This window comes from Mycobacterium sp. NPDC050551, from assembly GCF_040674075.1.
Lineage (GTDB): Bacteria > Actinomycetota > Actinomycetes > Mycobacteriales > Mycobacteriaceae > Mycobacterium.
In genome coordinates this window covers 917,641-942,002 of the sequence record NZ_JBFARC010000001.1, presented here as the reverse complement: position 1 = coordinate 942,002, position 24,362 = coordinate 917,641, and the positions used below count along the sequence as shown (strand labels likewise).

Annotated in this window: 25 protein-coding genes; 17 read left to right on the top strand and 8 right to left on the bottom strand. The window is 69.5% G+C overall.

Translation table 11 applies throughout. The features are described 5' to 3' along the window. Nucleotides 1-2: 2 nt before the first annotated feature. The 13 genes from AB0K11_RS04485 to AB0K11_RS04425 all read left to right on the top strand — a co-directional run bounded on the left by AB0K11_RS04485 (nt 3) and on the right by AB0K11_RS04425 (nt 12,933). Entirely contained in the window at nt 3-866 is an 864-nt protein-coding gene (locus AB0K11_RS04485; protein ID WP_364973727.1) for an SDR family NAD(P)-dependent oxidoreductase, read from the top strand. Further along, the gene (locus AB0K11_RS04480) at nt 863-1,783 is read left to right on the top strand and encodes a ferritin-like domain-containing protein (protein WP_364972669.1); all 921 of its coding nucleotides are present in this window, start codon (nt 863-865) and stop codon (nt 1,781-1,783) included. Before AB0K11_RS04485 ends, AB0K11_RS04480 begins: the two co-directional genes overlap by 4 nt. A gap of 1 nt (nt 1,784) precedes the next feature. Further along, nucleotides 1,785-3,275: an NAD(P)/FAD-dependent oxidoreductase gene (locus AB0K11_RS04475; RefSeq protein WP_364972666.1), complete on the top strand. Its 1,491-nt coding sequence runs from the start codon at nt 1,785-1,787 to the stop codon at nt 3,273-3,275. Nucleotides 3,276-3,278: 3 nt separating this feature from the next. Next, nucleotides 3,279-4,238 (top strand): MerR family transcriptional regulator, encoded by a 960-nt coding sequence (locus AB0K11_RS04470; RefSeq protein WP_364972663.1) that lies wholly within the window; start codon nt 3,279-3,281, stop codon nt 4,236-4,238. A gap of 216 nt (nt 4,239-4,454) precedes the next feature. Next, the gene (gene secY / locus AB0K11_RS04465; RefSeq protein WP_364972660.1) at nt 4,455-5,780 is read left to right on the top strand and encodes a preprotein translocase subunit SecY; all 1,326 of its coding nucleotides are present in this window, start codon (nt 4,455-4,457) and stop codon (nt 5,778-5,780) included. Beyond that, complete coding sequence (locus tag AB0K11_RS04460) at nt 5,777-6,322, top strand: adenylate kinase (protein WP_364972658.1); 546 nt, start codon at nt 5,777-5,779, stop codon at nt 6,320-6,322. The genes secY and AB0K11_RS04460 overlap by 4 nt, the downstream gene beginning before the upstream one ends. A gap of 1 nt (nt 6,323) precedes the next feature. Further along, on the top strand, nt 6,324-7,118 hold the full coding sequence (map, locus tag AB0K11_RS04455) for a type I methionyl aminopeptidase (protein ID WP_364972655.1): 795 nt from the start codon (nt 6,324-6,326) through the stop codon (nt 7,116-7,118). 54 nt (nt 7,119-7,172) lie between these two features. Continuing rightward, the gene (locus AB0K11_RS04450) at nt 7,173-7,706 is read left to right on the top strand and encodes a sigma-70 family RNA polymerase sigma factor (protein ID WP_364972653.1); all 534 of its coding nucleotides are present in this window, start codon (nt 7,173-7,175) and stop codon (nt 7,704-7,706) included. Then, entirely contained in the window at nt 7,703-8,443 is a 741-nt protein-coding gene (locus AB0K11_RS04445; RefSeq protein ID WP_364972651.1) for a zf-HC2 domain-containing protein, read from the top strand. Before AB0K11_RS04450 ends, AB0K11_RS04445 begins: the two co-directional genes overlap by 4 nt. Before the next feature lie 90 nt (nt 8,444-8,533). After that, on the top strand, nt 8,534-10,240 hold the full coding sequence (locus AB0K11_RS04440; RefSeq protein ID WP_364972649.1) for a thiamine pyrophosphate-dependent enzyme: 1,707 nt from the start codon (nt 8,534-8,536) through the stop codon (nt 10,238-10,240). After that, entirely contained in the window at nt 10,218-10,883 is a 666-nt protein-coding gene (locus AB0K11_RS04435; RefSeq protein ID WP_364972646.1) for an SRPBCC family protein, read from the top strand. Before AB0K11_RS04440 ends, AB0K11_RS04435 begins: the two co-directional genes overlap by 23 nt. Before the next feature lie 5 nt (nt 10,884-10,888). After that, a complete protein-coding gene (locus tag AB0K11_RS04430) occupies nt 10,889-11,899 on the top strand; it encodes a 3-oxoacyl-[acyl-carrier-protein] synthase III C-terminal domain-containing protein (RefSeq protein WP_364972644.1) in 1,011 nt (336 codons plus the stop codon). Continuing rightward, nucleotides 11,899-12,933 (top strand): aminotransferase class I/II-fold pyridoxal phosphate-dependent enzyme, encoded by a 1,035-nt coding sequence (locus AB0K11_RS04425; RefSeq protein ID WP_364972641.1) that lies wholly within the window; start codon nt 11,899-11,901, stop codon nt 12,931-12,933. Before AB0K11_RS04430 ends, AB0K11_RS04425 begins: the two co-directional genes overlap by 1 nt. Nucleotides 12,934-12,956: 23 nt before the next feature. Here AB0K11_RS04425 and AB0K11_RS04420 read toward each other — a convergent pair whose 3' ends face one another. Continuing rightward, nucleotides 12,957-13,625 (bottom strand): TrkA family potassium uptake protein, encoded by a 669-nt coding sequence (locus AB0K11_RS04420; RefSeq protein WP_364972639.1) that lies wholly within the window; start codon nt 13,623-13,625, stop codon nt 12,957-12,959. 82 nt (nt 13,626-13,707) lie between these two features. Between AB0K11_RS04420 and AB0K11_RS04415 the strand changes: the two genes are divergently transcribed. From AB0K11_RS04415 to AB0K11_RS04405, 3 genes are read left to right on the top strand one after another with little or no spacing between them, the layout of a single operon-like run. Further along, nucleotides 13,708-15,204 (top strand): potassium/proton antiporter, encoded by a 1,497-nt coding sequence (locus tag AB0K11_RS04415; protein WP_364972636.1) that lies wholly within the window; start codon nt 13,708-13,710, stop codon nt 15,202-15,204. Nucleotides 15,205-15,252: 48 nt separating this feature from the next. Then, on the top strand, nt 15,253-15,759 hold the full coding sequence (locus AB0K11_RS04410) for a MarR family transcriptional regulator (RefSeq protein WP_364972633.1): 507 nt from the start codon (nt 15,253-15,255) through the stop codon (nt 15,757-15,759). Between the two features lie 40 nt (nt 15,760-15,799). Then, on the top strand, nt 15,800-16,237 hold the full coding sequence (locus tag AB0K11_RS04405) for a hypothetical protein (RefSeq protein WP_364972630.1): 438 nt from the start codon (nt 15,800-15,802) through the stop codon (nt 16,235-16,237). A gap of 9 nt (nt 16,238-16,246) precedes the next feature. Here the strand turns inward: AB0K11_RS04405 and AB0K11_RS04400 are convergent, their stop codons facing one another. Both AB0K11_RS04400 and AB0K11_RS04395 read right to left on the bottom strand, forming a co-directional pair. Continuing rightward, a complete protein-coding gene (locus AB0K11_RS04400; protein WP_364972627.1) occupies nt 16,247-17,467 on the bottom strand; it encodes a GAF domain-containing sensor histidine kinase in 1,221 nt (406 codons plus the stop codon). Beyond that, on the bottom strand, nt 17,464-18,126 hold the full coding sequence (locus AB0K11_RS04395; RefSeq protein ID WP_264011126.1) for a response regulator transcription factor: 663 nt from the start codon (nt 18,124-18,126) through the stop codon (nt 17,464-17,466). Before AB0K11_RS04395 ends, AB0K11_RS04400 begins: the two co-directional genes overlap by 4 nt. Before the next feature lie 98 nt (nt 18,127-18,224). Between AB0K11_RS04395 and AB0K11_RS04390 the strand changes: the two genes are divergently transcribed. Next, entirely contained in the window at nt 18,225-19,034 is an 810-nt protein-coding gene (locus AB0K11_RS04390; protein WP_364972623.1) for an HAD family hydrolase, read from the top strand. Here AB0K11_RS04390 and mmsB read toward each other — a convergent pair. The 5 genes from mmsB to rfbB form a co-directional block, all read right to left on the bottom strand. Next, the gene (gene mmsB, locus AB0K11_RS04385) at nt 19,023-19,895 is read right to left on the bottom strand and encodes a 3-hydroxyisobutyrate dehydrogenase (RefSeq protein ID WP_364972621.1); all 873 of its coding nucleotides are present in this window, start codon (nt 19,893-19,895) and stop codon (nt 19,023-19,025) included. The two genes, AB0K11_RS04390 and mmsB, sit on opposite strands and share 12 nt — an antisense overlap. A gap of 45 nt (nt 19,896-19,940) precedes the next feature. Then, entirely contained in the window at nt 19,941-21,098 is a 1,158-nt protein-coding gene (locus AB0K11_RS04380; RefSeq protein WP_364973725.1) for an acyl-CoA dehydrogenase family protein, read from the bottom strand. A gap of 13 nt (nt 21,099-21,111) precedes the next feature. After that, nucleotides 21,112-22,632 (bottom strand): CoA-acylating methylmalonate-semialdehyde dehydrogenase, encoded by a 1,521-nt coding sequence (locus AB0K11_RS04375; protein WP_364972618.1) that lies wholly within the window; start codon nt 22,630-22,632, stop codon nt 21,112-21,114. A gap of 106 nt (nt 22,633-22,738) precedes the next feature. Continuing rightward, entirely contained in the window at nt 22,739-23,341 is a 603-nt protein-coding gene (gene rfbC, locus AB0K11_RS04370; protein WP_364972615.1) for a dTDP-4-dehydrorhamnose 3,5-epimerase, read from the bottom strand. Next, a complete protein-coding gene (gene rfbB / locus AB0K11_RS04365; protein WP_364972613.1) occupies nt 23,338-24,330 on the bottom strand; it encodes a dTDP-glucose 4,6-dehydratase in 993 nt (330 codons plus the stop codon). The genes rfbC and rfbB overlap by 4 nt, the downstream gene beginning before the upstream one ends. Nucleotides 24,331-24,362: the final 32 nt, after the last annotated feature.

Genomic DNA, 24,362 nt, shown 5'->3' with positions numbered 1-24,362 from the left:
CGATGTTGGGATTCGGCGACAGGCGCAGCCGCGACTCACGGGCGGTGATCACCGGAGCGGGCAGTGGCATCGGCGCGGCGTTCGCCGTCGAGCTGGCCGACCGCGGCGGGCAGGTGGTGTGCTCCGACATCGACGAGATCGCCGCCCAGCGCACCGTCGACGCGATCACCGACCAGGGCGGTAGGGCGATCGCCGTGCGCTGCGACGTGTCGGCGATCGGCGACGTCGAAGAGCTTGCCGCGCAAGCCCAGTCATGGTTCGGCGCGGCACCCACCCTGGTGGTGAACAACGCAGGCGTCGGGGCGGGCGGCGCGCCGATCGGCGAGGTGTCACTCGAGGACTGGTCGTGGACACTCGGCATCAACCTGTGGGGGCCGATCCACGGCTCCCATGTCTTCGCGCCGGTACTGCGCGAGGCGGCTGCCTCGGGCCTCTCCACAGGCATCATCAACGTCGCATCCGCCGCCGCCTTCGGTGCCGCGCCGGGGATGGCGGCCTACAACGTCAGCAAGGCGGGCGTGCTGTCGCTGTCGGAGACGCTGGCCGCCGAGTTGTCCGGCACCGGCGTCGGAGTCACCGTGCTGTGCCCGACGTTCGTCAAGACCAACATCGTCGCCGCGGGACGGATCTCCGACGAGTCGACCCGCCTCGCCGAGACCCTGATGCGGTGGACCGGGATGTCCGCGACCCGGGTGGCCCGGCAGTGCCTCGACACCCACGATCGCGGCGGTCTGTACTGCATGCCCCAGCTCGACGCCCGGATGGGCTGGGCGGTCAAACGACTCACACCGGGCGTCTACACCCGCGCGGTCGGCCTGGTGTCGCGCATCAACCTCCCCACGCAGAGCAAGGAGATCGTCGGATGAGCATGGATATGGACGCGATGCTGGCCAAGATCAAGGACCGGCAGTGGGCGCTGGCCGACATCGACTGGGAGGCCCCCGGCGCCGAGACGATCAGCGACGAGTTCCGGCCGAAACTCAAGGCGTTCATGGCCGACCTGTGCTGGATCGAGAACGTCGGCGCCCGCGGATTCGCCGCGCTGGCCAAGAAGGCGCCGACACCGACGCTGGCCGAGATCTACCGGTACTTCCACGCCGAGGAACAGCGGCACGCCAACGCCGAACTCGCGCTGATGAAGCGGTGGGGGATGCTCGAGGACGGCGAGATGCCGGAGCCGAACGTCAACATCAGGCTCGTCATCGAGTGGCTGGACAAGTATTCCGACGACATGTCGCTCTCCGTGCTGGGCACCGTCATCCCGATGCTCGAGGTGGCCCTCGACGGCGCACTGCTCAAGTTCCTGCTCGACGAGGTCGACGACCCGGTGTGTCACAAGGTCTTCGAGAAGATCAACAACGACGAGTCCCGGCACATCGCGGTGGACTTCGAGGTGCTCAACATGATCGGCCACGCCAAGGCGCGCAGGCTGGCCGTCGACTTCGTCGGCAGCTTCGCCACCCCCGGCCTGGTCATCGGCATGATCATGTACGTTCCGCTGCTCAACCGGATGCGCAACAACATCGTCGACATGGGACTGGAACCGGAGCGGCTGTACAAGGCGATGAATCGCTTCAAGGAACTCGGCGGCCGCGCCGAGTTCACCTGGCGGGTGCCCACGTACCAGATCCTCAAGCTGCACGGCCGGATGGTGGTCAACCCCCGCCACCCGTACCACTGGCTGGCCAACCCGATGGTGCGGGCGTCCGACCTCTACCCGCGCAAGCTGCTGCGGCCGATCCCGAGCTGGTTCAAGGAACTCACCTACGAGCCGGCGGCCTGACATGGCGCGCACCACGGTTCACGACACGCTGATCGTCGGCGCAGGCTTCACCGGCATCGGGGCGGCCATCAAGCTCCGCGAGGCCGGCGTCACCGACTTCGTCATCCTCGAGCGCAGCGACCGGGTCGGCGGCACCTGGCGCGACAACACCTATCCCGGTGCGGCATGCGACATCCCGTCGTTGCTCTACTCGTTCTCGTTCGTGCCCAACCCGGCCTGGTCGCGGGCGTACTCACCGGCCGATGAGATCTGCCGCCACATCGAAGAACTCGTCGACGAGTCCGGACTGCGCAGCCGCATCCGGTTCGGCGTCGAGGTCACCGGCCTGCACTTCGACGAGACCGCAGGGGAGTGGACGGTGATGGCGGGCCGCAAGAGGTACCGCGCCCGCACCGTCGTGCTGGCGTCGGGCCCGCTGCCCGACCACAAAGCACCGGACATCCGCGGCCTCGACACCTACCGCGGCCACACCATCCACAGCGCCAGGTGGGACCACGACTACGACTTCACCGACAAGCGGGTGGCGGTGATCGGCACCGGCGCGAGTGCGGTGCAGATCGTGCCCGAACTGGTCGAACGCGCCGGCTTCGTCAAGGTGTTCCAGCGCACCCCCGGCTGGGTGCTGCCCCGCCTGGACGTGTCGGTGCCGCCGGTGGTACAGGAGTTGTTCGCCAAAGTTCCTGCGACGCAACAGATCGCGCGACAGGCCCTGTTCTGGGGACACGAGGCCACCGCGACGGCACTGGTGTGGAATTCGCCGCTGACCTCCCTGGTGGCCCGGCTCGGCAAGGCCCACCTGCACCGCCAGGTCAAGGACCCGTGGATGCGCCGCCAGCTCACGCCGGACTTCACGCCGGGTTGCAAGCGGATGCTGATGTCGAGTGACTACTACCCGGCGCTGCAGGCCGACAACTGCAAGCTCATCGACTGGCCCATCGCGACCGTGAGCCCCGTCGGCATCCGCACCAGCGACGGCATCGAACACCACCTCGACTGCATCGTCTTCGCCACCGGCTACGACGTCCACCTGACCGGGCCGCCGTACCCGGTGACCGGACTCGGCGGCAGATCGCTGCAGGACGAGTGGCGGCGCGGCGCGCAGGCCTACAAGAGCGCCAGCGCGCACGGCTACCCGAACCTGTTCTTCATGACGGGTCCGAACTCCGGGCCCGGTCACAACTCGCTGCTGGTGTACGTCGAAGGTCAGATCGACTACGCCGTGCGCGCCATCACCACCATCCTCGACGGCGGCTGGCGCTACCTCGACGTCCGCCGCGACGTCCAGCGCCGCTACAACGAGCGGTTGCAGAAGCGGCTGGGCGCCACCACGTGGATGTCGGGGTGCACCAGCTGGTACCTCACCGAGGACGGGTTCAACGCGTCGATGTACCCGGGATTCGCCACGCAGTATCTTCGACAGATGCGCGACTTCCGGATCGGCGACTACCACGCGGTGGCCGACGGCCGCGCGGTCGCCCGGTCCAGCGCCTGAACCGTGGCCCGCGAGCGGCCGCCGCGCGACCAGGCGGGGGCGGTGACCGCCATCCTGGCCACCCTGCGCAAGGCGCCGGGGCGGGTCCGCAGACAGTCCCGCGACCTCATCGAGACGGCCGTCTCGCAGCTCTTCGACGCCGCCGTGCGCCAAGCGCTCGACACCGGGACCGACGGGGAGTACCGCATCGACGACCTGGCCCGGCTGGCGGGCACCACCACCCGCAACGTGCGGGTCTACCGCGACCGCGGACTGCTGCACCCGCCGCTTCGGGTCGGCCGCATCGCGGTGTTCAACGACACCCACCTGACCCGGCTGCGGCTGATCACCTCCATGCTCGACCGCGGCTACACCCTGGCCCACGTCGACGAGATGCTCAGCGCCTGGGAGCAGGGCAAGAGCATCGGCGACGTGCTCGGCCTGGAGACCGCACTGGCGGGCACCTGGGCGGCCGAGAAGCCCGAGACCACCACCCGGGCCCGGGCCGAGGAACTGGTCGGCGACCCGGCGGCCTTCGACCGGCTGGTGGCGCTGCGGTTGATCCGGCTCGACCCGGAGATCCCCCCGGAGGCCGCCGAAGCCGCCGACTCCGACCCGAAGGCCACCATCGTGCGGCCCAAGCTGCTCGAGGCGTTCGACGAGATCCGCGGCTACGGCATCGGCATCGACAAGCTGATCGACGTCTACGAAGAGACGCTGGCGCCGGTCACCGAGATCAGCAACATCCTGGTGCGGACCGGCGCCGAACACGTCACCGAGCGGATCCGGCCGGGGGAGGGGCTGCCCGCCGACACCGAGATCGCCGAGCTGATCACCATGCTGGTGCGATTCCGCACGCAGGCCGTCGCCCAGGTGGCCGCGACGCTCGCCGCCTCCATCGAGGCCTCGATCGAGACGCTGGCCGGGCGGATCCTCAACGACCTCATCGACCAGTCGGCCGACGCGCACCAGGACGGACCGTGACCGGCGTGCCCGGCGGACCGGCCGCCGATACCCCGGCTGGCCTGGTCAACGATGCGGGGATGACGATGCCCAACTGTTACTCTCGTAGACTGTTTCACGCGCGACTTCCGCAGGCTGTGCGCCCGCGGGGCTGACGCGCACATTTGACCAATACGCTGGACGAATCCAGCCCCATTTGGCACGCCGCGCTGAGAGGTCGGCTGCGCAGGAGGAAGAGTGCTCTCGGCTTTCATCTCGTCACTGCGGACGGCCGACCTGAGACGCAAGATCCTGTTCACGCTCGGCGTGGTGATCCTCTACCGGGCCGGCGCACAGCTGCCGTCTCCCGGTGTCGACTACCCCAACGTGCAACAGTGCATCGAGCAGGTCAGCGGCGGTGACTCCGGTCAGATCTATTCACTGATCAACCTGTTCTCCGGCGGCGCGTTGCTGCAGCTGTCGATCTTCGCGGTGGGCGTGATGCCCTACATCACCGCGAGCATCATCGTGCAGCTGCTCACGGTGGTGATCCCACGCTTCGAGCAGCTCCGTAAGGAAGGCCAGTCCGGCCAGGCCAAGATGACGCAGTACACGCGTTACCTGGCCGTCGCGCTGGCGGTCCTGCAGTCCACCAGCATCGTGGCGCTCGCCGCCAACGGCGGGCTGCTGCAGGGCTGCACCCTCGACATCATCAACGACCAGTCGATCTTCGCGCTGATCATCATCGTGCTGGTGATGACCGCGGGCGCCACGCTGGTGATGTGGATGGGCGAGCTGGTCACCGAGCGCGGCATCGGCAACGGCATGTCGCTGCTGATCTTCGCCAGCATCGCCGCGGCCATCCCCGGCGAGGGCAAGTCGATCCTCGACAGCCGCGGCGGCATGGTCTTCACCCTGGTCCTCATCGCCGCGCTGATCATCATCATCGGCGTCGTCTTCGTCGAGCAGGGCCAGCGCCGCATCCCGGTGCAGTACGCCAAGCGGATGGTGGGCCGCAAGATGTACGGCGGCACGTCGACCTACCTGCCGCTGAAGGTCAACCAGGCAGGCGTCATCCCGGTGATCTTCGCGTCCTCGCTGATCTACATCCCGCACCTGATCACCCAGCTGATCCAGAGCGGCAGCAGCAGCCCGGGCACCGGCTGGTGGGAACGGATCGTCGCGGAGTACCTGACCGACCCCAGCAGCCCCGTCTACATCGCCGTCTACTTCGGGCTGATCATCTTCTTCACGTACTTCTACGTGTCGATCACGTTCAACCCCGACGAGCGGGCCGACGAGATGAAGAAGTTCGGCGGCTTCATCCCGGGCATCCGGCCGGGCAAGCCGACCGCCGACTACCTGCGCTACGTGCTGAGCCGGATCACGCTGCCGGGCTCGATCTACCTCGGTGTGATCGCCGTCCTGCCGAACCTGTTCCTGCAGATCGGAAACACCGGCACGGTACAGAACCTGCCGTTCGGTGGCACCGCCGTCCTCATCATGATCGGCGTGGGCCTGGACACCGTGAAACAGATCGAGAGCCAGCTCATGCAACGCAACTACGAAGGGTTCCTGAAGTGAGGATCGTTCTGCTGGGACCGCCGGGGGCGGGCAAGGGCACGCAGGCGAAGAAGCTCGCCGAGAAGCTCGGTATCCCGCACGTCTCCACCGGGGACCTCTTCCGCAAGAACATCAGCGAGAAGACGCCGCTCGGCGAGGAGGCCAAGCGTTACCTCGACGCCGGCGACCTCGTCCCGAGCAGCCTCACCAACGCGCTCGTCGAGGACCGCATCGGTGACGACGACGCCAAGGACGGGTTCATCCTGGACGGCTTCCCGCGCTCGGTGGAGCAGGCCAAGGCGCTGCACGACATCCTGGAGGCGCACGGTCTGCAGCTCGACGCCGTGCTGGAGTTCCAGGTGTCCGAGGACGAGCTGCTGTCCCGGCTCAAGGACCGCGGCCGCGCCGACGACACCGAAGAGGTCATCCACAACCGGATGAAGGTGTACCGCGACGAGACCGAGCCGCTGCTGGAGTACTACCGCGACGAGCTGAAGACCGTCGAGGCCGTCGGTTCGCTCGACGAGGTCTTCGCCCGCGCGCTGCGCGCACTCGGTAAGTGACGTGGCCGGGCTGAGACTGCGCAGCCGCAAGGTCGTCGCGCAGCGCAGCGCCGGGGAACTCGACGCGATGGCCGCGGCCGGCGCGCTGGTCGCCGCCGCGCTGCGCGCCGTGCAGTCCGCCGCCGCGCCCGGGGTGTCCACCAAGGAGCTCGACGGGGTCGCCGAGTCGGTGATCCGCGACGGCGGCGGCATCCCGTCGTTCCTCGGCTACCACGGCTTCCCCGCCAGCATCTGCTCGTCGGTCAACGACCGGGTGGTGCACGGCATCCCGTCCGGCGACGAGCTGTTGGCGTCCGGTGACCTGGTGTCCATCGATTGCGGCGCCATCCTCGAGGGCTGGCACGGCGACTCCGCGGTCACCTTCGGGGTGGGCGCCCTGATACCCGTCGACGAGGCACTGTCGGACGCCACCCGCTCGGCCATGGAGGCCGGCATCGCCGCGATGCTGCCCGGCAACCGGCTCACCGACGTGTCGCACGCCATCGAGGTCGAGACCCACGCCGCCGAACAGCGCCACGACCGTGCGTTCGGCATCGTCGCCGGCTACGGCGGCCACGGCATCGGGCAGCAGATGCACATGGACCCGTTCCTACCCAACGAGGGCGCACCCGGGCGTGGGCCGCTGCTGGCGCCGGGTTCGGTGCTGGCCATCGAACCCATGCTGACGCTGGGGACGACCAAGACCATCGTGCTCGCCGACGAATGGACGGTCGTCACGGCCGACGGCTCACGGGCGGCGCACTGGGAGCACACCGTCGCCGTCACCGACGACGGGCCACGCATCCTCACCGCCTGACGGGGGAGATGAACCTGACCACCGTCGCCGTCGTGTCACAGACGGAGGTTGGTCATGGAGGACCCAGAGGCCGCGATGATGCGGATGCTCTACGCCGAGCACGCCGCGGCGTTGTGGCGCTATGCGCTGCGCCTCACGGGTGACCAGGCCAGCGCCGAGGACGTGGTCCAGGAGACGCTGCTGCGAGCCTGGCGGCGGCAGCCCGAGGGGGTGGCGGTCAGTCATCTCGACAGCGGCGCGCGCTCGCCGCGGGCCTGGCTGTTCACGGTGGCCCGCAACCTCGTCATCGACGACCGCCGCAGCGCGCGGTACCGCAACGAGTCCGGTACGCCGGTCGTGGAGGACGTGGCCGACCGGGCCGGCCCCGACGAGGTGAGTGCCACCCTGGACCGGATGACACTGCACGCCGCGCTGGCCGGCCTGTCCGACGAACACCTCGCCGTCATCCGGCGGGCGTACTACGACGGCGCCGCCACCGGGCAGATCGCGCAGGAGCTGCAGATTCCCGAGGGCACGGTGAAGTCCCGGCTGCACTACGCGGTGCGGGCGCTACGGCTCAATCTGCAAGAGATGGGGGTGACCCGGTGAACCATCATGGTGATGCTGGGGCGGAGGCCGCGCCCCCCGACGACCGGTACCTCACCTGGGACGCCGCCTACGTGCTCGGCGCCCTGTCCGAGGCCGAGCGCCGCGAATACGAAGGGCATCTGACCGGCTGCGGCCGCTGCCGGTCCGCGGTGGCCGAGCTCAGCGGTATCCCGGCCCTGCTGGCCACGCTCGACGGCGACGACGTCCGCGCGATCGACGAGCACCCCGCCGATCCGGCGCCGCTGCGGCCCGAGGTGCTCGACTCCGTGCTCCACGACGTCGGGTCGCGGCGGCGTCGCTACCGCAGGGTGACCGCTGCGGCCGTCGGCCTTGCGGCCGCGCTGCTCGCCGCAGGCACCGTCATCGCGATCCGGCCCGAGGTGGTGGGGCTGGAACGGGCCACCACCACGCAGGCCGGCGCCCCGGCACTGGAGATGGCGAAGGTGTCGCCGACGCCGATCAACGCGTCCATCACCGTGAGTGGGTTCGGGTGGGGCACGCGGATCGACATGACGTGTACGTACGGCGACTGGGGTGTCCGCGACGCCGCACCGCAGAACCTCGCCATGGTGGTGATCGGCCGGGACGGCAGCCGCTCGGAGATCGCCACCTGGCTCGGACTGTCCGGTGCCACCGCGATGCCGAGCGCGAACACGCCGATGCAGCCGGAGGACATCGCCGCCGTACAGATGATCTCGTCGCCCGACGGCACCGTGCTCCTGGAGAAAAAGCTGTGAATCACCCGACGGGGTGAACCAGACCGGGCCGGCTGTCGTGTCCTTGGGGAGAGCGCACCGCAGTGCGACGTCACGACGACAGGTGAGACCATGGCCAGCGCGTACCGGGTGGTCGACCACATCGTCGGCCACCTCGCGGCGGTGGGGGTCGCCCAGATCTTCGGTGTCGGCGGCGCCAACATCGAGGATCTCTACGATGCGGCGCACCCCCGCGAGGACATCACCGCGGTGCTGGCCAAGCACGAGTTCGGCGCCGCCACCATGGCGGACGGCTACAGCCGTGCCGGTGCGCCGCTCGGCGTGGTGGCCGCGACCTCGGGCGGCGGGTGCCTGAACACCGTTCCCGCGCTGGCGGAGTCGCTGGCCAGCCGGGTGCCGGTGCTGGCTCTGGTCGGGCAACCGCCGACCGTGCTGGACGGTCGCGGCGCGTTCCAGGACACCAGCGGCCGCAACGGCGCACTCGACGCCGAGTCGCTGTTCTCCGCGGTGTCGTTGTTCTGCGTGCGGGTGCTGACACCGGAGGCCATCCGCGCGGCGCTGCCTGCGGCGGTCACCGCCGCCCGATCCGGTGGCCCCGCGGTTCTGTTGCTGCCCAAAAACATTCAGCAGGCATCGCTGAGCGACGTCAACGGCGTGCCCGCCGAGGCCGAGGACCGGTGGGTCGGCGACCCGCACCCGATCGCGCGGGCTGTGCGCACCGCCGCCGGGCCGGTCACCATCATCGCCGGTGAGCAGGTGGCACGCGACGATGCCCGCGCGGAACTGGCCCAGCTGCGCTCGCTACTGCGGGCGAGGGTGGCCTGCGTGCCCGACGCCAAGGACGTTGCGGGCACACCCGGGTACGGGTCGTCGTCGGCACTCGGGGTGACCGGGGTGATGGGACATCCGTCCGTCGCCGAGTCGGTGGCCGACAGCGCGCTGTGCCTGGTGGTCGGTACCCGATTGACGGTGACCGCGCGCAGCGGTCTCGAGAAGGCGCTGGCAACGGTGCCGACCTACTCGATCGGTTCTGCGCCGACGTATCTGGCGTGCACCCACGTCCACACCCGGGACCTGCGCGCCTCGCTGTCCATGCTGATCGCGTCGCTGTCGGGGGCCGGACGTCCGCAGCGCTTGCGGGTGCCCCGTGACGCGCCACGGGCCGAACTGCGGCCACCGGCACACCACGGACCCGGCATCCGCTACCGCGACGCGATGGCCGTACTCGACTCCGCACTGCCCGACGGAGCAGACCTCGTCGTCGACGCGGGCAACATCGGCGCGGCCGCCATCCACCACCTGCCCGTGCGGCGCGACGGCCGCTTCGTCGTGGCGCTCGGTATGGGCGGCATGGGCTACAGCTTCGGCGCAGGCATCGGCGTCGCGTTCCACCGCCGCAGGCGCACCGTGGTGATCGCCGGGGACGGCTCTTTCCTGATGCACGGCATGGAGATCCACACGGCGCTGCAGTACCGGCTGCCGATCACCTTCGTGCTCTTCGACAACCACGCCCACGCCATGTGCGTCACCCGCGAGCAGCGGTTCTTCGGCGGGCGCTACACCTACAACAGGTTCGGCGCCAGCCGGCTCGGCGCGGGCCTGGCCGCGATGTTCCCCGGCCTGCCCGCGGTCGACGTCGAACACCTCGACACGTTGCCCGGCGCGCTGCTCACGGCCTTGGCCGTCGACGGTCCGTCGGTCGTCTCCGTCGAATGTTCGGCCGACGAGATCCCGCCGTTCGCCGCCTTTCTCGACCCACCCGACCACTCACTCACCAGAAGGGAAGACCGTGCCGATGTCGATTCCCACGCTCGCTGACATCACCGCTCATCGCGGCACCGCAGAACCGATCGAAGGCCTCATCCGCATCGAGACGTCGCCGCGGGAGAAAGTCACCGCGGTCATCATGGAGATGATGCGGTCGGTGTACCCGCACGACGAGGTGTTCGGCGACTACTGCACCGTCAACAGCTTCGTCGACTGCCCACCCGACGACCTGTTCGACTATCTGGCCGACACCCGATGCCTGGCCGAGTGGACCTACAGCCTGCGCGACTTCACCCCCACCGACGAGCCGGGTCTGTGGCTGGCCTACGACCGACTGGGGTCGGAGACCACGATCTACACCCGCACCGTGGCCGACCGCACGGCGAGGACGGTGGACTACCACTGCGCGTGGGACCAGGGCCGCCACCTCTGGATGATCTACCTCATGCGGGTCGTCGACGCGCAGGTGGTGTTCGACCGGCCGGGGTCGGTGGTGCTGTGGACCAACTGTCATCACCCGTTCTACGACCACAATCCCCATCCCGAGGCGGCGCCGCCCCAGCGGCCGGTCTGGGTGGGCGACTTCTGGGACATGTTCGGGGCGGGCCATCGACTGGAATTGGACAATCTCAAGGCGATCGCCGAGTACCGGCACCACAACGGCCTGCCGGTGACGCCGGACTGGACGAGGTGAGCCCGGTGACCGCCAGCCTGATCGACGTGTCGACGTACCTGCCCGGTGAACCGATCGGTGCCGAGTACTACGCCAGACATGCAGAATCCGACGACCTGCGCGACAACGTGATGTTCCGGGCACCGCGGTGGCGCCACCACGTCGCCGAGGACGAGACCGCGGTCGACATGGTCGAGCGGGCCGCGGCGGGCCTGCTCGAGCGGCACGGCCCCGACGTGCTCGCCGAGGTGGATGTGCTGATCACCCACACACAACTCCCGGACATGCCGTTCTACGGCGGCGGCGCGGCGATGGCCCATCGCCTCGGCATGAAACTCGAGTGGGTGGTGGACCTGCACAACGGCGGCTGTGCGGCTTTCGTGCTCGGGCTCAAGCTGGCGCGGCAGCTGCTGACGTCGGGCGAGGGCCGCTGCGCCCTCGTGGCGGTGGCGCAGAACTCGGCGGGTCAGGTGTTCGACCAGCCGACCGTGCGGCGCAGGGCACAGGCCGCGGTGCCCGGCGACGGGGCCGCCGTCGGGCTCATCACGCGGTCGGACGAATCACCCATCCTGGATGTGGTGTGCCGCAGCTACGGCGAATACGCAGGCGACATGACCATCGCGACCGACCCACCGCGCAAGTGGTGGCAGGCCGGCCCCGGCGAGGGTTGCATCGGATTCACCGAAGGCAAGATCACCAAGGTGCTGGCCAGGGGCAACCGGCAGGTGCCGGAGGTGTCGTTGGCGGTGTGCCGACGGATCGGCGTGGCGCCCGGCGACATCGGGTTGTTCGTCACCAACCAGCCGAATCGGCTGTTCCTGCGCAACTGGCGGGAAGCGTTGGAGCTGCCCGCGTCCCGGCATGTCGACACCTTCGACGAGTGCGGCAACCTGTTCGCCGCAGCCATTCCGGTGAATCTGGACCGGGCGATCCGGGACGGCCGGCTCGAGAGGGGCGATGTCGTGCTGATGGCGGCGTTCGCCCATGCCGGCGACTTCGCCGGCGCCGCGGCGGTGCGCTGGGGCGGACGGAGCTGATGAGCAGCCCCCGCCTGGCGCTCGACGATGCGGTGGCCGCACTGCCCGACGCGTCGGATCCACTGGCGCTGTCGCTCAACGAAAGTCCGTTTCCGCCGTTGCCTGCGGTGCGCGCGGCGATGATCTCCTCGATCGACGCGGCCAACCGGTATCCGCCGTTCCTCCCCGAGCGGCTGCGCACGCTGGTCGCCTCTCACGTCGGGGTCGCCGACGATCAGGTGGTCCTCGGCGTCGGCGCCACCGGCGTCATCATGCAGGTGCTGCAGGCGGTCACCGACCCCGGCGACACCATGGTGATGACCTCGCCGACCTTCGACGGTTATCCGATCTTCGCCGCGACGGCGCGGCTGATCTCGGTGACCGTCGCACTCGACGCCCACGGCCATCACGACCTCGACGGAATGGCCGAGGCGGCGCGCACCGCGCGGGTGGTGGTGCTGTGCCGACCGCACAACCCCACCGGCACCGTCGAATCCGTCGCCGAGGTCGAGGAGTTCCTGCGTCGGGTGCCCAAGGACACCGTGGTGATCCTCGACGAGGCCTACGTGGAGTTCCTCGCCCCGCGTCACCGCATCGACGCGGCAGAACTGGTGCGGCGATTTCCCAACACCGTGGTGGTGCGCACCTTTTCGAAGGCCTACGGGTTGGCGGGGGTGCGGGTCGGCTACGCGTTCTGCGCCGCGCCACTTGCTCGCACGCTGTGGACGTGGCAGCTCCCGTTCGGTATCGGCAGCTTGGCGATGGTGGCCGTGGCCGCGTCTTATGACGCCGAATGTCAACTGCTGCAACGTGTCCGGACCATCACCGCGGAACGCCGGCTGCTGCGCAGGCGGCTGCGGTCGATGGGCGTCGACAGCACCGACGCCCACGCGAACTTCGTGTATCTGCCGCCGCATCGCCCGTGGCGCGACGTCTTCGACGGCACCGGCCCGCGGGTGCGTCACTACGCGGACGGCGGGGTGCGGATCACGGTCGGGAATCGGCGGTCGACCAGGGCGGTGCTGTCAGCGGTGGCGGCGTCGGGTCGCGTCTAGCCGCACAATCTGTCGCGCGAGACCTACGCCCGGCGCACCGCCGCGCGGATCACGTCCTCGGCGTCGGCGTCGGCGACGAACCACAACTCGTCGCCGGCGCGCAGCACGTCCGCGTGCGGCGGCAGGATCACCTGCTCGTCGCGCACGATCGCCACCAGCGCGCTGTTCGCAGGCAGCGCCACGTCGCGCAGCCGCCGCCCGATGAACGGGTTGTCCCCGGGATCCTCGCGGGGCAGCCGCAGCGTCGAGACGTCCGCCCGACCGCGCAGTCCCATCAGCGGCACCAGGTGGCCGACGTCGATGGCGCCCTCCACGATCGCCGCAATGGCCTGCGGGGTGGACACCGCGACGTCGACACCCCAGGACTCGGTGAACAGCCACTCGTTGCGCATGTCGTTGACCCGGGCCACCACCCGCGGCACCCCGAACTCCGTCTTGGCCAGCAGCGCGGCGGCCAGGTTCACCTTGTCGTCACCGGTTGCGACGATCACCACATCGCACGTCTGCAGCGCAGCCTCCTCGAGCGCCGCCAGCTCGCACGCATCGGCCAGGAACCAGTCGGCGCCGGGCACCGTGGACGGCTGGTACTTCGCCGGATTGCGCTCGATCAGCAGGATCTTGTGGCCGTTCTCGACGAGCTCGTTCGCCACCGACCGGCCGACCGCCCCCGCTCCGGCAATCGCGATACGCATGGTGTTCTCCTTCGCCGTGTCAACCTATGGTGACCGACCGGAGGGCGCGGCGCGGCATCGGTACTGAGATACTGGCGGGGACATGACGGTTCAGCAGCTGTACGTGACGCTGCTGGTGGGCGGGCTCGTGGTGCTGTCCAGCATCGCGGCGACCAGGCTGGCCACGATCGCCGGCCTGCCCAGCCTGCTGCTGTTCCTCGGGGTGGGCGTGCTCATCGGCGAGGACGGCGTCGGGCTGCAGTTCGACGACGCCCAGCTCGCGCAGGCGCTCGGCACCGCGGCGCTGGGCATCATCCTGGTCGAAGGCGGCCTGACGACGCGGTTCTCCGACATCCGCGACGTCATCGCGCCCGCCGGTGTGCTGGCCACCGTCGGCGTCGCGGTCAGCACCGGGATCACCGCCGTCGGCGCGCACCTGCTTCTCGGCCTGGACTGGCAGCTCTCACTGCTGCTCGGCGCCATCGTGTCGTCCACCGACGCCGCCGCCGTCTTCTCGGTGCTGCGGGTGGTGCCACTCCCGCGGCGGGTGTCCGGCCTGCTCGAGGCCGAGTCGGGCTTCAACGACGCCCCGGCGATCATCCTGGTGCTGCTGTTCAGCACCACGCCGCTCGACCTGTCGCCCGGTGAGATCGCCTTCACGCTGGTCTACGAGCTCGGGGTCGGTATCGCGATCGGACTGGCGTGCGGCTTCGTCGGCGCGGCAGGGCTGCGCCGCATCGCGCTGCCCGCCTCCGGCCTCTACCCACTCGCGACGTTCGGGCTGGCGATGCTCGCCTTCGCCGCGGGTGGAACCCTGCACGCCAGCGGGTTCATCGCCGCCTACCTGTCCGCGCTGGTGTTGGCCAACTCCGGGCTGCCGCACCGGTCGGCGATCCGCTCGTTCGCCGAAGGTTCCGGCTGGCTCGCCCAGATCGGGCTGTTCGTGCTGCTCGGTCTGCTGGTGTCGCCGGACGAACTGCCGCGAGACCTGGTGCCCGCCCTCGTCGTGGGGCTGATCCTGCTGCTGGTCGGGCGTCCGGTGTCGGTGGTGCTGTCGCTGTTCCACTTCCGGGTGCCGTGGCGGGATCAGGCGTTCATCTCGTGGGCGGGGCTGCGCGGTGCGGTGCCGATCGTGCTGGCCACCTACCCGGTGGTGGAGGGCGTTCCCGGCAGCGAGCGGCTGCTCAACATCGTCTTCATCCTGGTGGTGGTGTTCACGCTGCTGCAGGGTCCGGGTCTGCGAACGGTCGCCAACCGGCTCGGGCTTATCTCGCCGGACGCCACCCGCGAGATCATGGTCGAGTCAGCGCCGCTGGACGTGCTCGAGGCCGAACTGCTGACGATGACCGTGTCGCCGGGCTCGTCGCTGCGCAACGTCACCGTGCTCGAACTGCGGCTGCCCGATCCCAGCGTCATCACGCTGATCATCCGTGAGGCCCGGCCGTTCGTCCCGCAGCCGGAGACCCGCATCCAGATCGGCGACGAACTGCTGATCGTGACCACCTCCAAGACGCGGGAGGCCGCCGAACGCCGGCTGCGGGCGGTGAGCCGGCGCGGCCGGTTGGCGCACTGGTTCGGCGAGTACGGGCTGCCCGACTGACCTGCGCGCTGCACCGTGAGCCCGCCCGCCGATGCGGTATGAAGAGGCGTGGCCCCCCGACCCTCCGATCGCCCCGACCCGATCGGCCTGGCGCGCGCCAACTGGGAGGACGCCGGCTGGGGCGAGGTCGCCGACGGGATGGTGGCGGTGACGTCGGTGATGCGGGCCCACCAGATCCTGCTGGCCCGGGTGGAGACGGCGCTGCGGCCCTACGACCTGAGCTTCTCGCGCTTCGAGCTGCTGCGGCTGTTGGCGTTCAGCCGCAGCGGCGCCCTGCCGATTACCAAGGCGTCGGACCGGCTGCAGGTGCACGTGACGAGCGTGACCCATGCGATCCGGCGGTTGGAGGCCGCCGGCCTGGTCGAGCGCATCCCGCATCCGACCGACGGACGCACCACGCTGGTGCGCATCACCGACCTCGGCCGCTCGACGGTCGAGGACGCCACGGTGACGCTCAACAACGAGGTGTTCGCCGACATCGGGCTGTCCGGCGAGCAATCCCGGGCGCTGGCCGCGTCGATCGAGACGTTGCGCCGCCACGCCGGTGACTTCTAGGGTTCGGCGGACAGGCCGGATCCGGCAGACGGAGGTTCGCATGACGATCACGAAACGCCTCGGCCTGGCGCTGTCGGTGGTGGCGCTGGCGGCCGTGGCGGCGTGCGGCGACACGGTCCGCGGTGAAGCCACCGCCCCGAGCGACGTCGAGCCGCTGACCACCACCACGACGACCACGACGAGGACCACGACGACGACCCCCACCAGCGAGGCGCCTGCCGGCGGATCGAAATCCCTGCCACCACAAGCCTTCGAAGAGGTGCGTGCCGCGGGCATCGAGGGCTCCGACGACGCGATCGCCGAGCAGATAGCCCTCGCCTGCATCATGGCAGGTAGCAGCTTCAACGATTCGGTCCAGGACGTCGTCGACGTGCTGATCCAGATGGGCAGCACGCTCTCGCCGGAGATCCTCGACGTGATCGTGCGCGTCGGGGTGAAGTACGAATGCCCCGAGGAGGGGCCCAAACTCGGGATCTGAGCGGCGGTCTCAGTCGGGCGAAGTCGCCGGCAACGGGATGGTCGCCGTCACCGCGGTGCCCGCGCCGGGCCGCGACCGGATGTTGAGCCTGCCGCCGACGATCTCGGCACGTTCGGCCATCGACAGCAGGCCGTAGCCGCCCATCTCGTCGCTGCCCAGCGGGTGCTCGAAGGTGTCGAATCCGATTCCGTCGTCCACGATCTCGAGCTTGGCGACGTCACGCGCGTCGGCGACGGAGAAGGTGAGCCGCGCGGTGTCGGCCCTGGCGTGTTTGACGACGTTCTGCAGACACTCCTGTGCGATGCGGTACAGCGCCAGCTCGATGTGGTCGGGCAGGCGGACCTCGGCGAGGTCGACCTGAATCTCCACCTGGGGGATCGACCGGGCCAGGCTGGCCAGCCCGCCCGCCAGCCCGAGATCGTCGAGCACCGGCGGCCGCAGGTTTCCGATGGCGGCGCGGGCCTCGCCCAGTGTCAGGTCGACGAGTTCGCGGGCCATGCCCAGCTGCTCGGCCGCACTGGCCGGATCCGCCGCCCTGGCGGCCGCGTCGAGCCGGTAGGACAGCGTCACCAACCGCTGCGAGATGCCGTCGTGGATGTCGGCGGCCAGCCGCCGGCGCTCCATCTCCTGCGCCTCGATCACCTGCTCGACGAAATTCTCGTGCGCGCGTTCGCGGGCCACCAGTTGACGGTGCAGGCGGGCCTGGTGCAGCGCACCGGCGATGAGACGCCCGATGACCAGCAGCAGTTCGACGTCGCGGGCCGCGAACTCCCGCCGCGCGACGGTGTGCACGTTGAGCACGCCGACCAGACCGCCGGGGTCGGTCTCCATCGGCACCGACACCATCGAGGTGAAGTCACGCCCGCGCAGCGACTCGAAGGGCATGTAGCGCGGGTCTGACTCCTTCTCGTCGGCGATCACCACGGGTTCGCGATGGCTGGCCACCCAGCCCGAGATGCCCTGCCCGAGTGGCAGCCGGATCTTGCCGACCTCGCTGTCGAACGGCGGCGTCGCGCCGGCCAGTGTCAGCGACCGCTCGGTGTCGTCGAGCACGTGTACGAAGCACACGTCGGTGGCGGTGGCGGCGGTGATCATCCTGGCGGCCGCGGCGGCGAGCGGTTCCACACCGGGACCGCTGGAGGCGGCCTGGATCAGCTCGCGCAGCAAGGCCAGCTCCCGGTCGGCCGCCAGGGCGTACTGACCGAGGTCGCGCACCGCGTGGGGCCTCACCGGTAGATGCCTTCGCGCAGGGCGGTGGCCACCGCGCCGGTGCGGTCGCTGACGCCGAGCTTGCGGTAGATCGACCTCAGGTGGCTCTTCACGGTCTCGTCGCCGATCACCAGCTTCCCGGCGATGCCGCGATTGGACAGGCCGTTGACGACGTAGGACAGGATCTCGCTCTCCCGCTGGGTGAGGCCCTGCCGGGCACCGGGCCAGAACTCGTCGCGCTGCAGCCGGGCCGCCGTGTCGACCGCCCGCGCGGCCATCGTCGGGTCGATCGCGGTCTCGCCGCCGTGCACGAACTCCAGCTGGCGCACCAGCTCGTCGCTGCCGATGCTCTTGAGGAGGTATCCCGATGCGCCCACCCGCAGCGCCTGGAACAGGTACTGCTCGTCGTCGTAGACCGACAGCATCACCACCTTCTGGGCGGGGTCCCGCTCGCGCAGCTGCAGGCAGAGGTCGAGGCCGCTGGCGCCCTGCATCCGCACGTCACACAGCACGATGTCCGGCTTGAGGTCGTCTATCACGCCCACCGCGCGCTCCGCCCCGACGGCCTGTCCGACCACCGTGACCCGGTCGTCGAACGCGGCGAGCATGGCCTTGAGGCCCTCGATGACCATCTCGTGGTCGTCGACCAGCACGAGGCGCACCGGGGAGGCCATGGCCATCACCTTAGGGCCGCCGCCCAGCGTGGTAGCGCAACTTCGCGCCGCCAATCCCCCCAATGGGGGAGGCGCAGCCCTGTGACGTAGACCACTGTTGTCGCATGCCCTCCACAGAGCAGAGAACATGGCGCGCCGGTCGCTTCTGGTGGGACGGTGGCAGCGCCGCCGACGCCGACGACTCCCGGCTGCAGGCCCTCGTCTTCGACCTCGACGCACTGGCCGACGTCGAGTTCGAAGTACACCGCAAGGTCTTCAACGCCGCCTTCGCCGCGCACGGGATGCCGTTCAGCTGGTCCGTCAGCCGGTACCGCCAGCTGCTGGCGCTGAGCGACGAGAGGCAGCGCGTCACCGCGGAACTACGCAAGCGCTGCGTCGGCACCGAGTGCGACGTGCTGACCGAACTGCTCGCCGACGAGATCTGCGCCACCAAGGCGATGATGTTCGACGAGATGATCGCCGAGGCCGACCTGGCGCCCAGGCCGGGGCTGGTCGACCTGGTGCAGGACGCCTATGCCGCCGGCGTGCCGATCGCGGTGGTGTCCGGCGGACGCCGCGCCGTGGTGGCGCCGCTGGTGCGCCAGCTGGTCGGCGAGGGCCTGGTCGAGGCGCTGGTCACCGCCGACGACGTCAGCACGCCGGCGCATTGCGGCGAGGCGCATCAGCACGCACTCGCCGAACTGGGACTGCCCGCTCGCAGCGTCCTGGCGATCGCCGGGTCGCCCGCGGGGCTGCGACGGGCGAACTCCGTCGGGATGGCGACCGTGCTGATCGACGGCGCCGGTGGCTGCGACATCCCGGCCGCGGCCGCGGTGCGTGCCGACTACATCGGCTCGGGCACCGGTGCGCTGCGACTCGCGGACTGTCAGCGCCTGCACGCGCGCTGGAGCAGCCGGCACCGCTCAGCCGCGTAGCTTCTCGATCACCGCGCTGAAGTCTTTGTCGGCGTGGTCGGCCGCGAACTCCGCGTAGATCTCGGCGGCGTGTGTACCGAGGGGTGCGGCCGAGCCGGTGGACTGCACCGCCGCCATCGCCAGCCCGAGATCCTTGTTCATCAGCGCGGTGGCGAAGCCCGGCTTGAAGTCGTTGTTGGCGGGTGACGCCGGAACAGGCCCCGGCACCGGGCAATTGGTGTGCACGGCCCAGCAGTTGCCGGTCGCACCGGTGATCACGTCGAACAGTGACTGGGCGGGCAGGCCGAGCTTCTCCGCGAGCACGAACGCCTCGCCGATGGCGATCTGTTGCACGGCCAGCACCATGTTGTTGCACAGCTTCGCGGCCTGACCGGCGCCGGACGCCCCGCAGTGGATGATCTTGCCCGCCATCGGATCCAGCACCGGGCGGGCCCGCTCGACGGCCGCGTCCTCACCGCCGACCATGAACGCGAGGGTGCCCGCGGTCGCGCCCTTGATGCCGCCGGACACCGGCGCGTCGATCTGGGCGAACCCGAGGTCGGCCGCCTGGCCGTTGATGGTGCGCGCGTCGTCGACGGAGATCGTGGAGGTGTCGATGAACAGGGTGTCCGGCTTGGCCGCGGGCAGCACCTCGGCGTAGCAGGCCTTCACGATGTCGCCGTTGGGCAGCGAGGTGATCACCACGTCGGCTTCGGCGACGGCGGCTGCGCCGCTGTCGAACACCGTGGCGCCCTTGGCCTGTGCGGCCGCCTTGGACGCGGCGACCGGGTCGAAGCCGCGGACGTCGTGACCGGCGGCGAGCAGATTCGCCGCCATCGGGCCGCCCATGTTGCCCAGTCCCAGAAACGCGATCGTCGCCATCTGTCTATGTCCCCTGTCGCTTCGCTCTGATGTCAGGTTCTCCGGTCACGACGCGCGGGCCCGGCTTGCCGCGGCCCGGCCGATCACCACGCGCATGATCTCGTTGGTGCCCTCCAGGATGCGGTGCACCCGCAGATCCCGGACGATCTTCTCCAAGCCGTACTCCCGCAGATAGCCGTATCCGCCGTGCAACTGCAGAGCCTGGTCGGCCACCTCGAAGCACGAGTCGGTGACGTAACGCTTCGCCATCGCGCACAACTCGACCCGGTCGGGGTGGTCGTCGTCGAGCGCCGTCGCCGCCCGCCACAGCAGCGTTCGCGACGTCTGCAGCGCGGTGGCCATGTCGGCCAGCGTGAACCGGATGGTGGGCTCGTCGAGCAGCGCCCCGCCGAAGGCCTGCCGGTCGGCGAGATATCCGGTCGCCTTGTCGTAGGCCGTCTGTGCACCGCCCAGCGAGCAGGCCGCGATGTTGATGCGGCCACCGTTGAGGCCCTTCATCGCGATCCCGAAGCCCGCGCCCTCACCATCGGCCCCGCCCAGCAGCGCGTCAGCGGGCACCCGGGCGCCCTCGAGGATCACCTGTGCGGTGGGCTGGGCGTTCCAGCCCATCTTCAGCTCCTCGGCGCCGAAGCTCAGTCCGGGCGTGTCCTTGGGCACCACGAACGCCGAGATGCCGCGCGGGCCGTCGATTCCGGTGCGCGCCATCACGACGTAGACGTCGGAACTGCCCGCCCCAGAGATGAATTGCTTGACCCCGTCCAACACCCAGTGGTCGCCGTCGCGCACGGCCTTGGTGCGCAGCGCGCTCGCGTCGGAACCCGCGCCCGGTTCGGTGAGGCAGTAGCTGGCGATGGCCTCCATCGATGCCAGCCGGGGCACCCAGGACTTGCGCTGTTCCTCGGTGCCGAAGGTGTCGACCATCCACGCGCACATGTTGTGGATCGACAGGAACGCCGCGATCGTCGGATCGGCGGCGGCGAGGGCCTCGAATATCCGCACGGCGTCGATCCGGCGCAACCCGCTGCCACCGACGTCGTCGCGGCAGTAGATCGCCGCCATGCCGAGTTCGGCGGCCTCCCGCAACACGTCGGTGGGGAAGTGGTGGGACTCGTCCCACTCCAGAGCGCTTGGCGCCAGGCGTTTCTCGGCGAATGCGGCCGCCGTCTCGGCGATCACGCGTTCGTCGTCGTCGAGGCCGAACAGGTCCATGAATGCGCTACTTCATCGTGGGGATGACGAATTCGGCGCCGTCCTTGATGCCCGACGGCCAGCGCTGGGTGACGGTCTTGACCTTGGTGTAGAACTGGATCGACGCCGGCCCGTGCTGGTTGAGATCGCCGAAGCCGGAGCGCTTCCAGCCGCCGAAGGTGTGATAGGCCACCGGCACCGGGATGGGCACGTTGACTCCGACCATGCCGACCTGCACCTTGGACACGAAGTCGCGGGCGGTGTCGCCGTCACGGGTGAAGATCGCCACCCCGTTGCCGTATTCGTGCTCCGACGGAAGGGCCAGTGCCTCTTCGTAATTCGAGGCGCGCACGATGCACAGCACCGGGCCGAAGATCTCGTCGGTGTAGATCGACATGTCCGGCGTGACGTTGTCGAACAGGGTGGGGCCGATGAAGTAGCCGCCCTGCAGGTTCTGGTCGTCGAAGGTCAGGTCGTCGCTGGCGCGTTCGCGGCCGTCGATGACGGCTTCGGCGCCGGCTTCCACGCCCTGGCCGATGTAGTCGCGGACCCGCTCGAGCGCCGCACCGGTGACCAGTGGCCCGTAGTCGGCCTTGGGGTCCAGGCTGTGTCCGACGCGCAACTGGTTGACGCGCTCGACGAGCTTGTTCCTGAGGCGGTCCGCGGTCTCCTTACCGACGGGCACCGCGACGCTGATCGCCATGCACCGCTCGCCGGCACTGCCGTATCCGGCGCCGATGAGCGCGTCGACGGCCTGGTCGAGGTCCGCGTCGGGCATCACGATCATGTGGTTCTTCGCACCGCCGAAGCACTGTGCCCGTTTGCCGTTGGCCGCGGCGGTGGAGTAGATGTACTGCGCGATGTCGGAGCTGCCGACGAAGCCGACGGCCTGGATCTGCGGGTGGTGCAGGATCGCGTCGACGGCCTCCTTGTCGCCCTGGACGACCTGGAACACCCCGGGCGGCAGGCCGGCTTCGAGGAACAGTTCGGCGAGCCGAAGCGGCACCGACGGATCCCGCTCGGAGGGCTTGAGGATGAACGCGTTGCCGCATGCCAGCGCGGGGCCGGCCTTCCACAACGGGATCATCGCCGGGAAGTTGAACGGGGTGATCCCGGCGACCACGCCGAGCGGCTGGCGCAGTGAATAGACGTCGATGCCGGTGCCCGCGCCCTCGGTGTACTCACCCTTGAGCAGGTGCGGGATGCCGATCGAGAACTCGATGACCTCGATGCCGCGCTGGATGTCGCCCTTGGAGTCGGCCACCGTCTTGCCGTGCTCGAGGGAGAGCAGTTCGGCCAGCTCGTCGATGTTCTGGTTCACCAGGTCGACGAAGCGCATCATCACCCGCGCGCGGCGCTGGGGGTTGAACGCCGCCCACTGCAGCTGCGCCTCCGCGGCGCCGGCGACCGCGGCGTCCACATCGGCCGCCGAGGCCAGCAGCACCTGGGCCTGGGCCTCACCGGTGCTGGGATTGAGCACGTCCGCGGTGCGGGTGGACTGGCCGCTGGTGCGCTGGCCGTTGATGAAGTGTGGAATCTGTGTGCTCATGGAATGTGCCCTTACGCGCCGACGATGGCTGATTACTTGGATATCCTAGTAAATCGACCGGGCGGGATGCAAGGGGCTGCGCGGAGACCACGATCGAGCCCTGACGTCAGCTTCGGCGCAGTTCCTCGACGTAGGCCTGGGTATCCGCCCACGTCGGCAGGAGCCCGGCCGCCTCGACCTCGGCCAGGGAGGGCGCCGCCGCGTCGCGATCGGAGAGCACCAGCTCGCCGTCGTAGCGCCAGTCGACGCCGATGGCGGCGTCCAGCGGATTGATCGTGTGCTCCCGGTCGGGGGCGTAGGCCGTCGAACACAGGTACGCCACGGTGGACCCGTCGCGCAGCGACAGGAAAGCATGGCCCAGTCCCTCGGAGAGGTACACCGACCGGCGATTGCGGTCGTCGAGCACCACCGAGTCCCATCGGCCGAAAGTGGGTGAGCCCACCCGGATGTCGACGACGACGTCGAGCACCTCGCCGGACATGCAGGTGACATATTTGGCCTGGCTCGGTGGTAGCTCGGAGAAGTGCACGCCGCGCAGCACGCCGGCCGCGGACACCGAGCAGTTGGCCTGGGCGAGGCCGAACCCGTGCCCGGCGAACCCGCGGAAGCCGCGGTCGGTGAACCATTCGAAGAATGCGCCGCGGTGGTCGGCGTGCACCGTCGGAGTGATCTCCCATGCGCCCGGCACCGCGAGCTCGCGAAAGGTCACTGGCCGCGCTCCGCGTAGCGGGCCTCGACGGCGTCTTTCAATGGCCGCCACCATGATTCGTTGGCGCGGTACCACTCGACGGTGGCCCGCAGCCCGTCGGTGAAGTCGGTGTGCTTGGGCGCCCAACCCAGCTCGTCGTAGAGCACTGAGGGGTCTATGGCGTAGCGGAGGTCGTGGCCGGCGCGGTCGGTCACGTGGTCGAAGTCGTCGGGCTCGCGTCCCATGATCGTCAACAACGTGCGCAGCACCGACAGGTTGTCGCGTTCCCCCTCGGCGCCGATCAGATAGGTGCGGCCGACGTCGCCGCGCTCGAGGATGCGCCACACCGCACTGTTGTGGTCGTCGACATGGATCCAATCGCGGACATTGGCGCCGCTGCCGTAGAGCTTTGGGCGCCGCCCGGTGAGGATGTTGGTGATCTGGCGCGGGATGAACTTCTCGACGTGCTGGTACGGCCCGTAGTTGTTGGAGCAGTTCGAGATCGTCGCCCGAATCCCGTAAGACCGCACCCACGCCCGCACCAGCATGTCGGCGGCCGCCTTGGTCGACGAGTACGGGCTCGACGGGTTGTAGGGCGTCGCCTCGGTGAATCGCTGCGGCTGGTCGAGCGGCAGATCGCCGTACACCTCGTCGGTGGACACGTGATGCAGCCGGACGCCGTGGCGGCGCACGGCCTCGAGCACCGTGTAGGTGCCGATGACATTGGTGTGCAGGAACGGCTCGGGTTCGGCGAGTGCGTTGTCGACATGGGTCTCGGCGGCGAAGTGCACGACGGCGTCCGACTTCGCGACCAGTTCGTCCATCAGGGCGCCGTCGGTGATGTCGCCCTCGACGACGTCGACCGCGCCCTGCACCGGCGTGAGCGACTCGCGGCTGCCCGCATAGGTGAACGCGTCGAGCACGGTGACCGACGCCGCGTTCTCGCTCACCGCGCGATGGACGAAGTTCGCGCCGATGAAACCGGCACCGCCGGTGACCAGCAGTCGCATGGCCTCGACCCTATCGGGCGCCGTGGCCCATG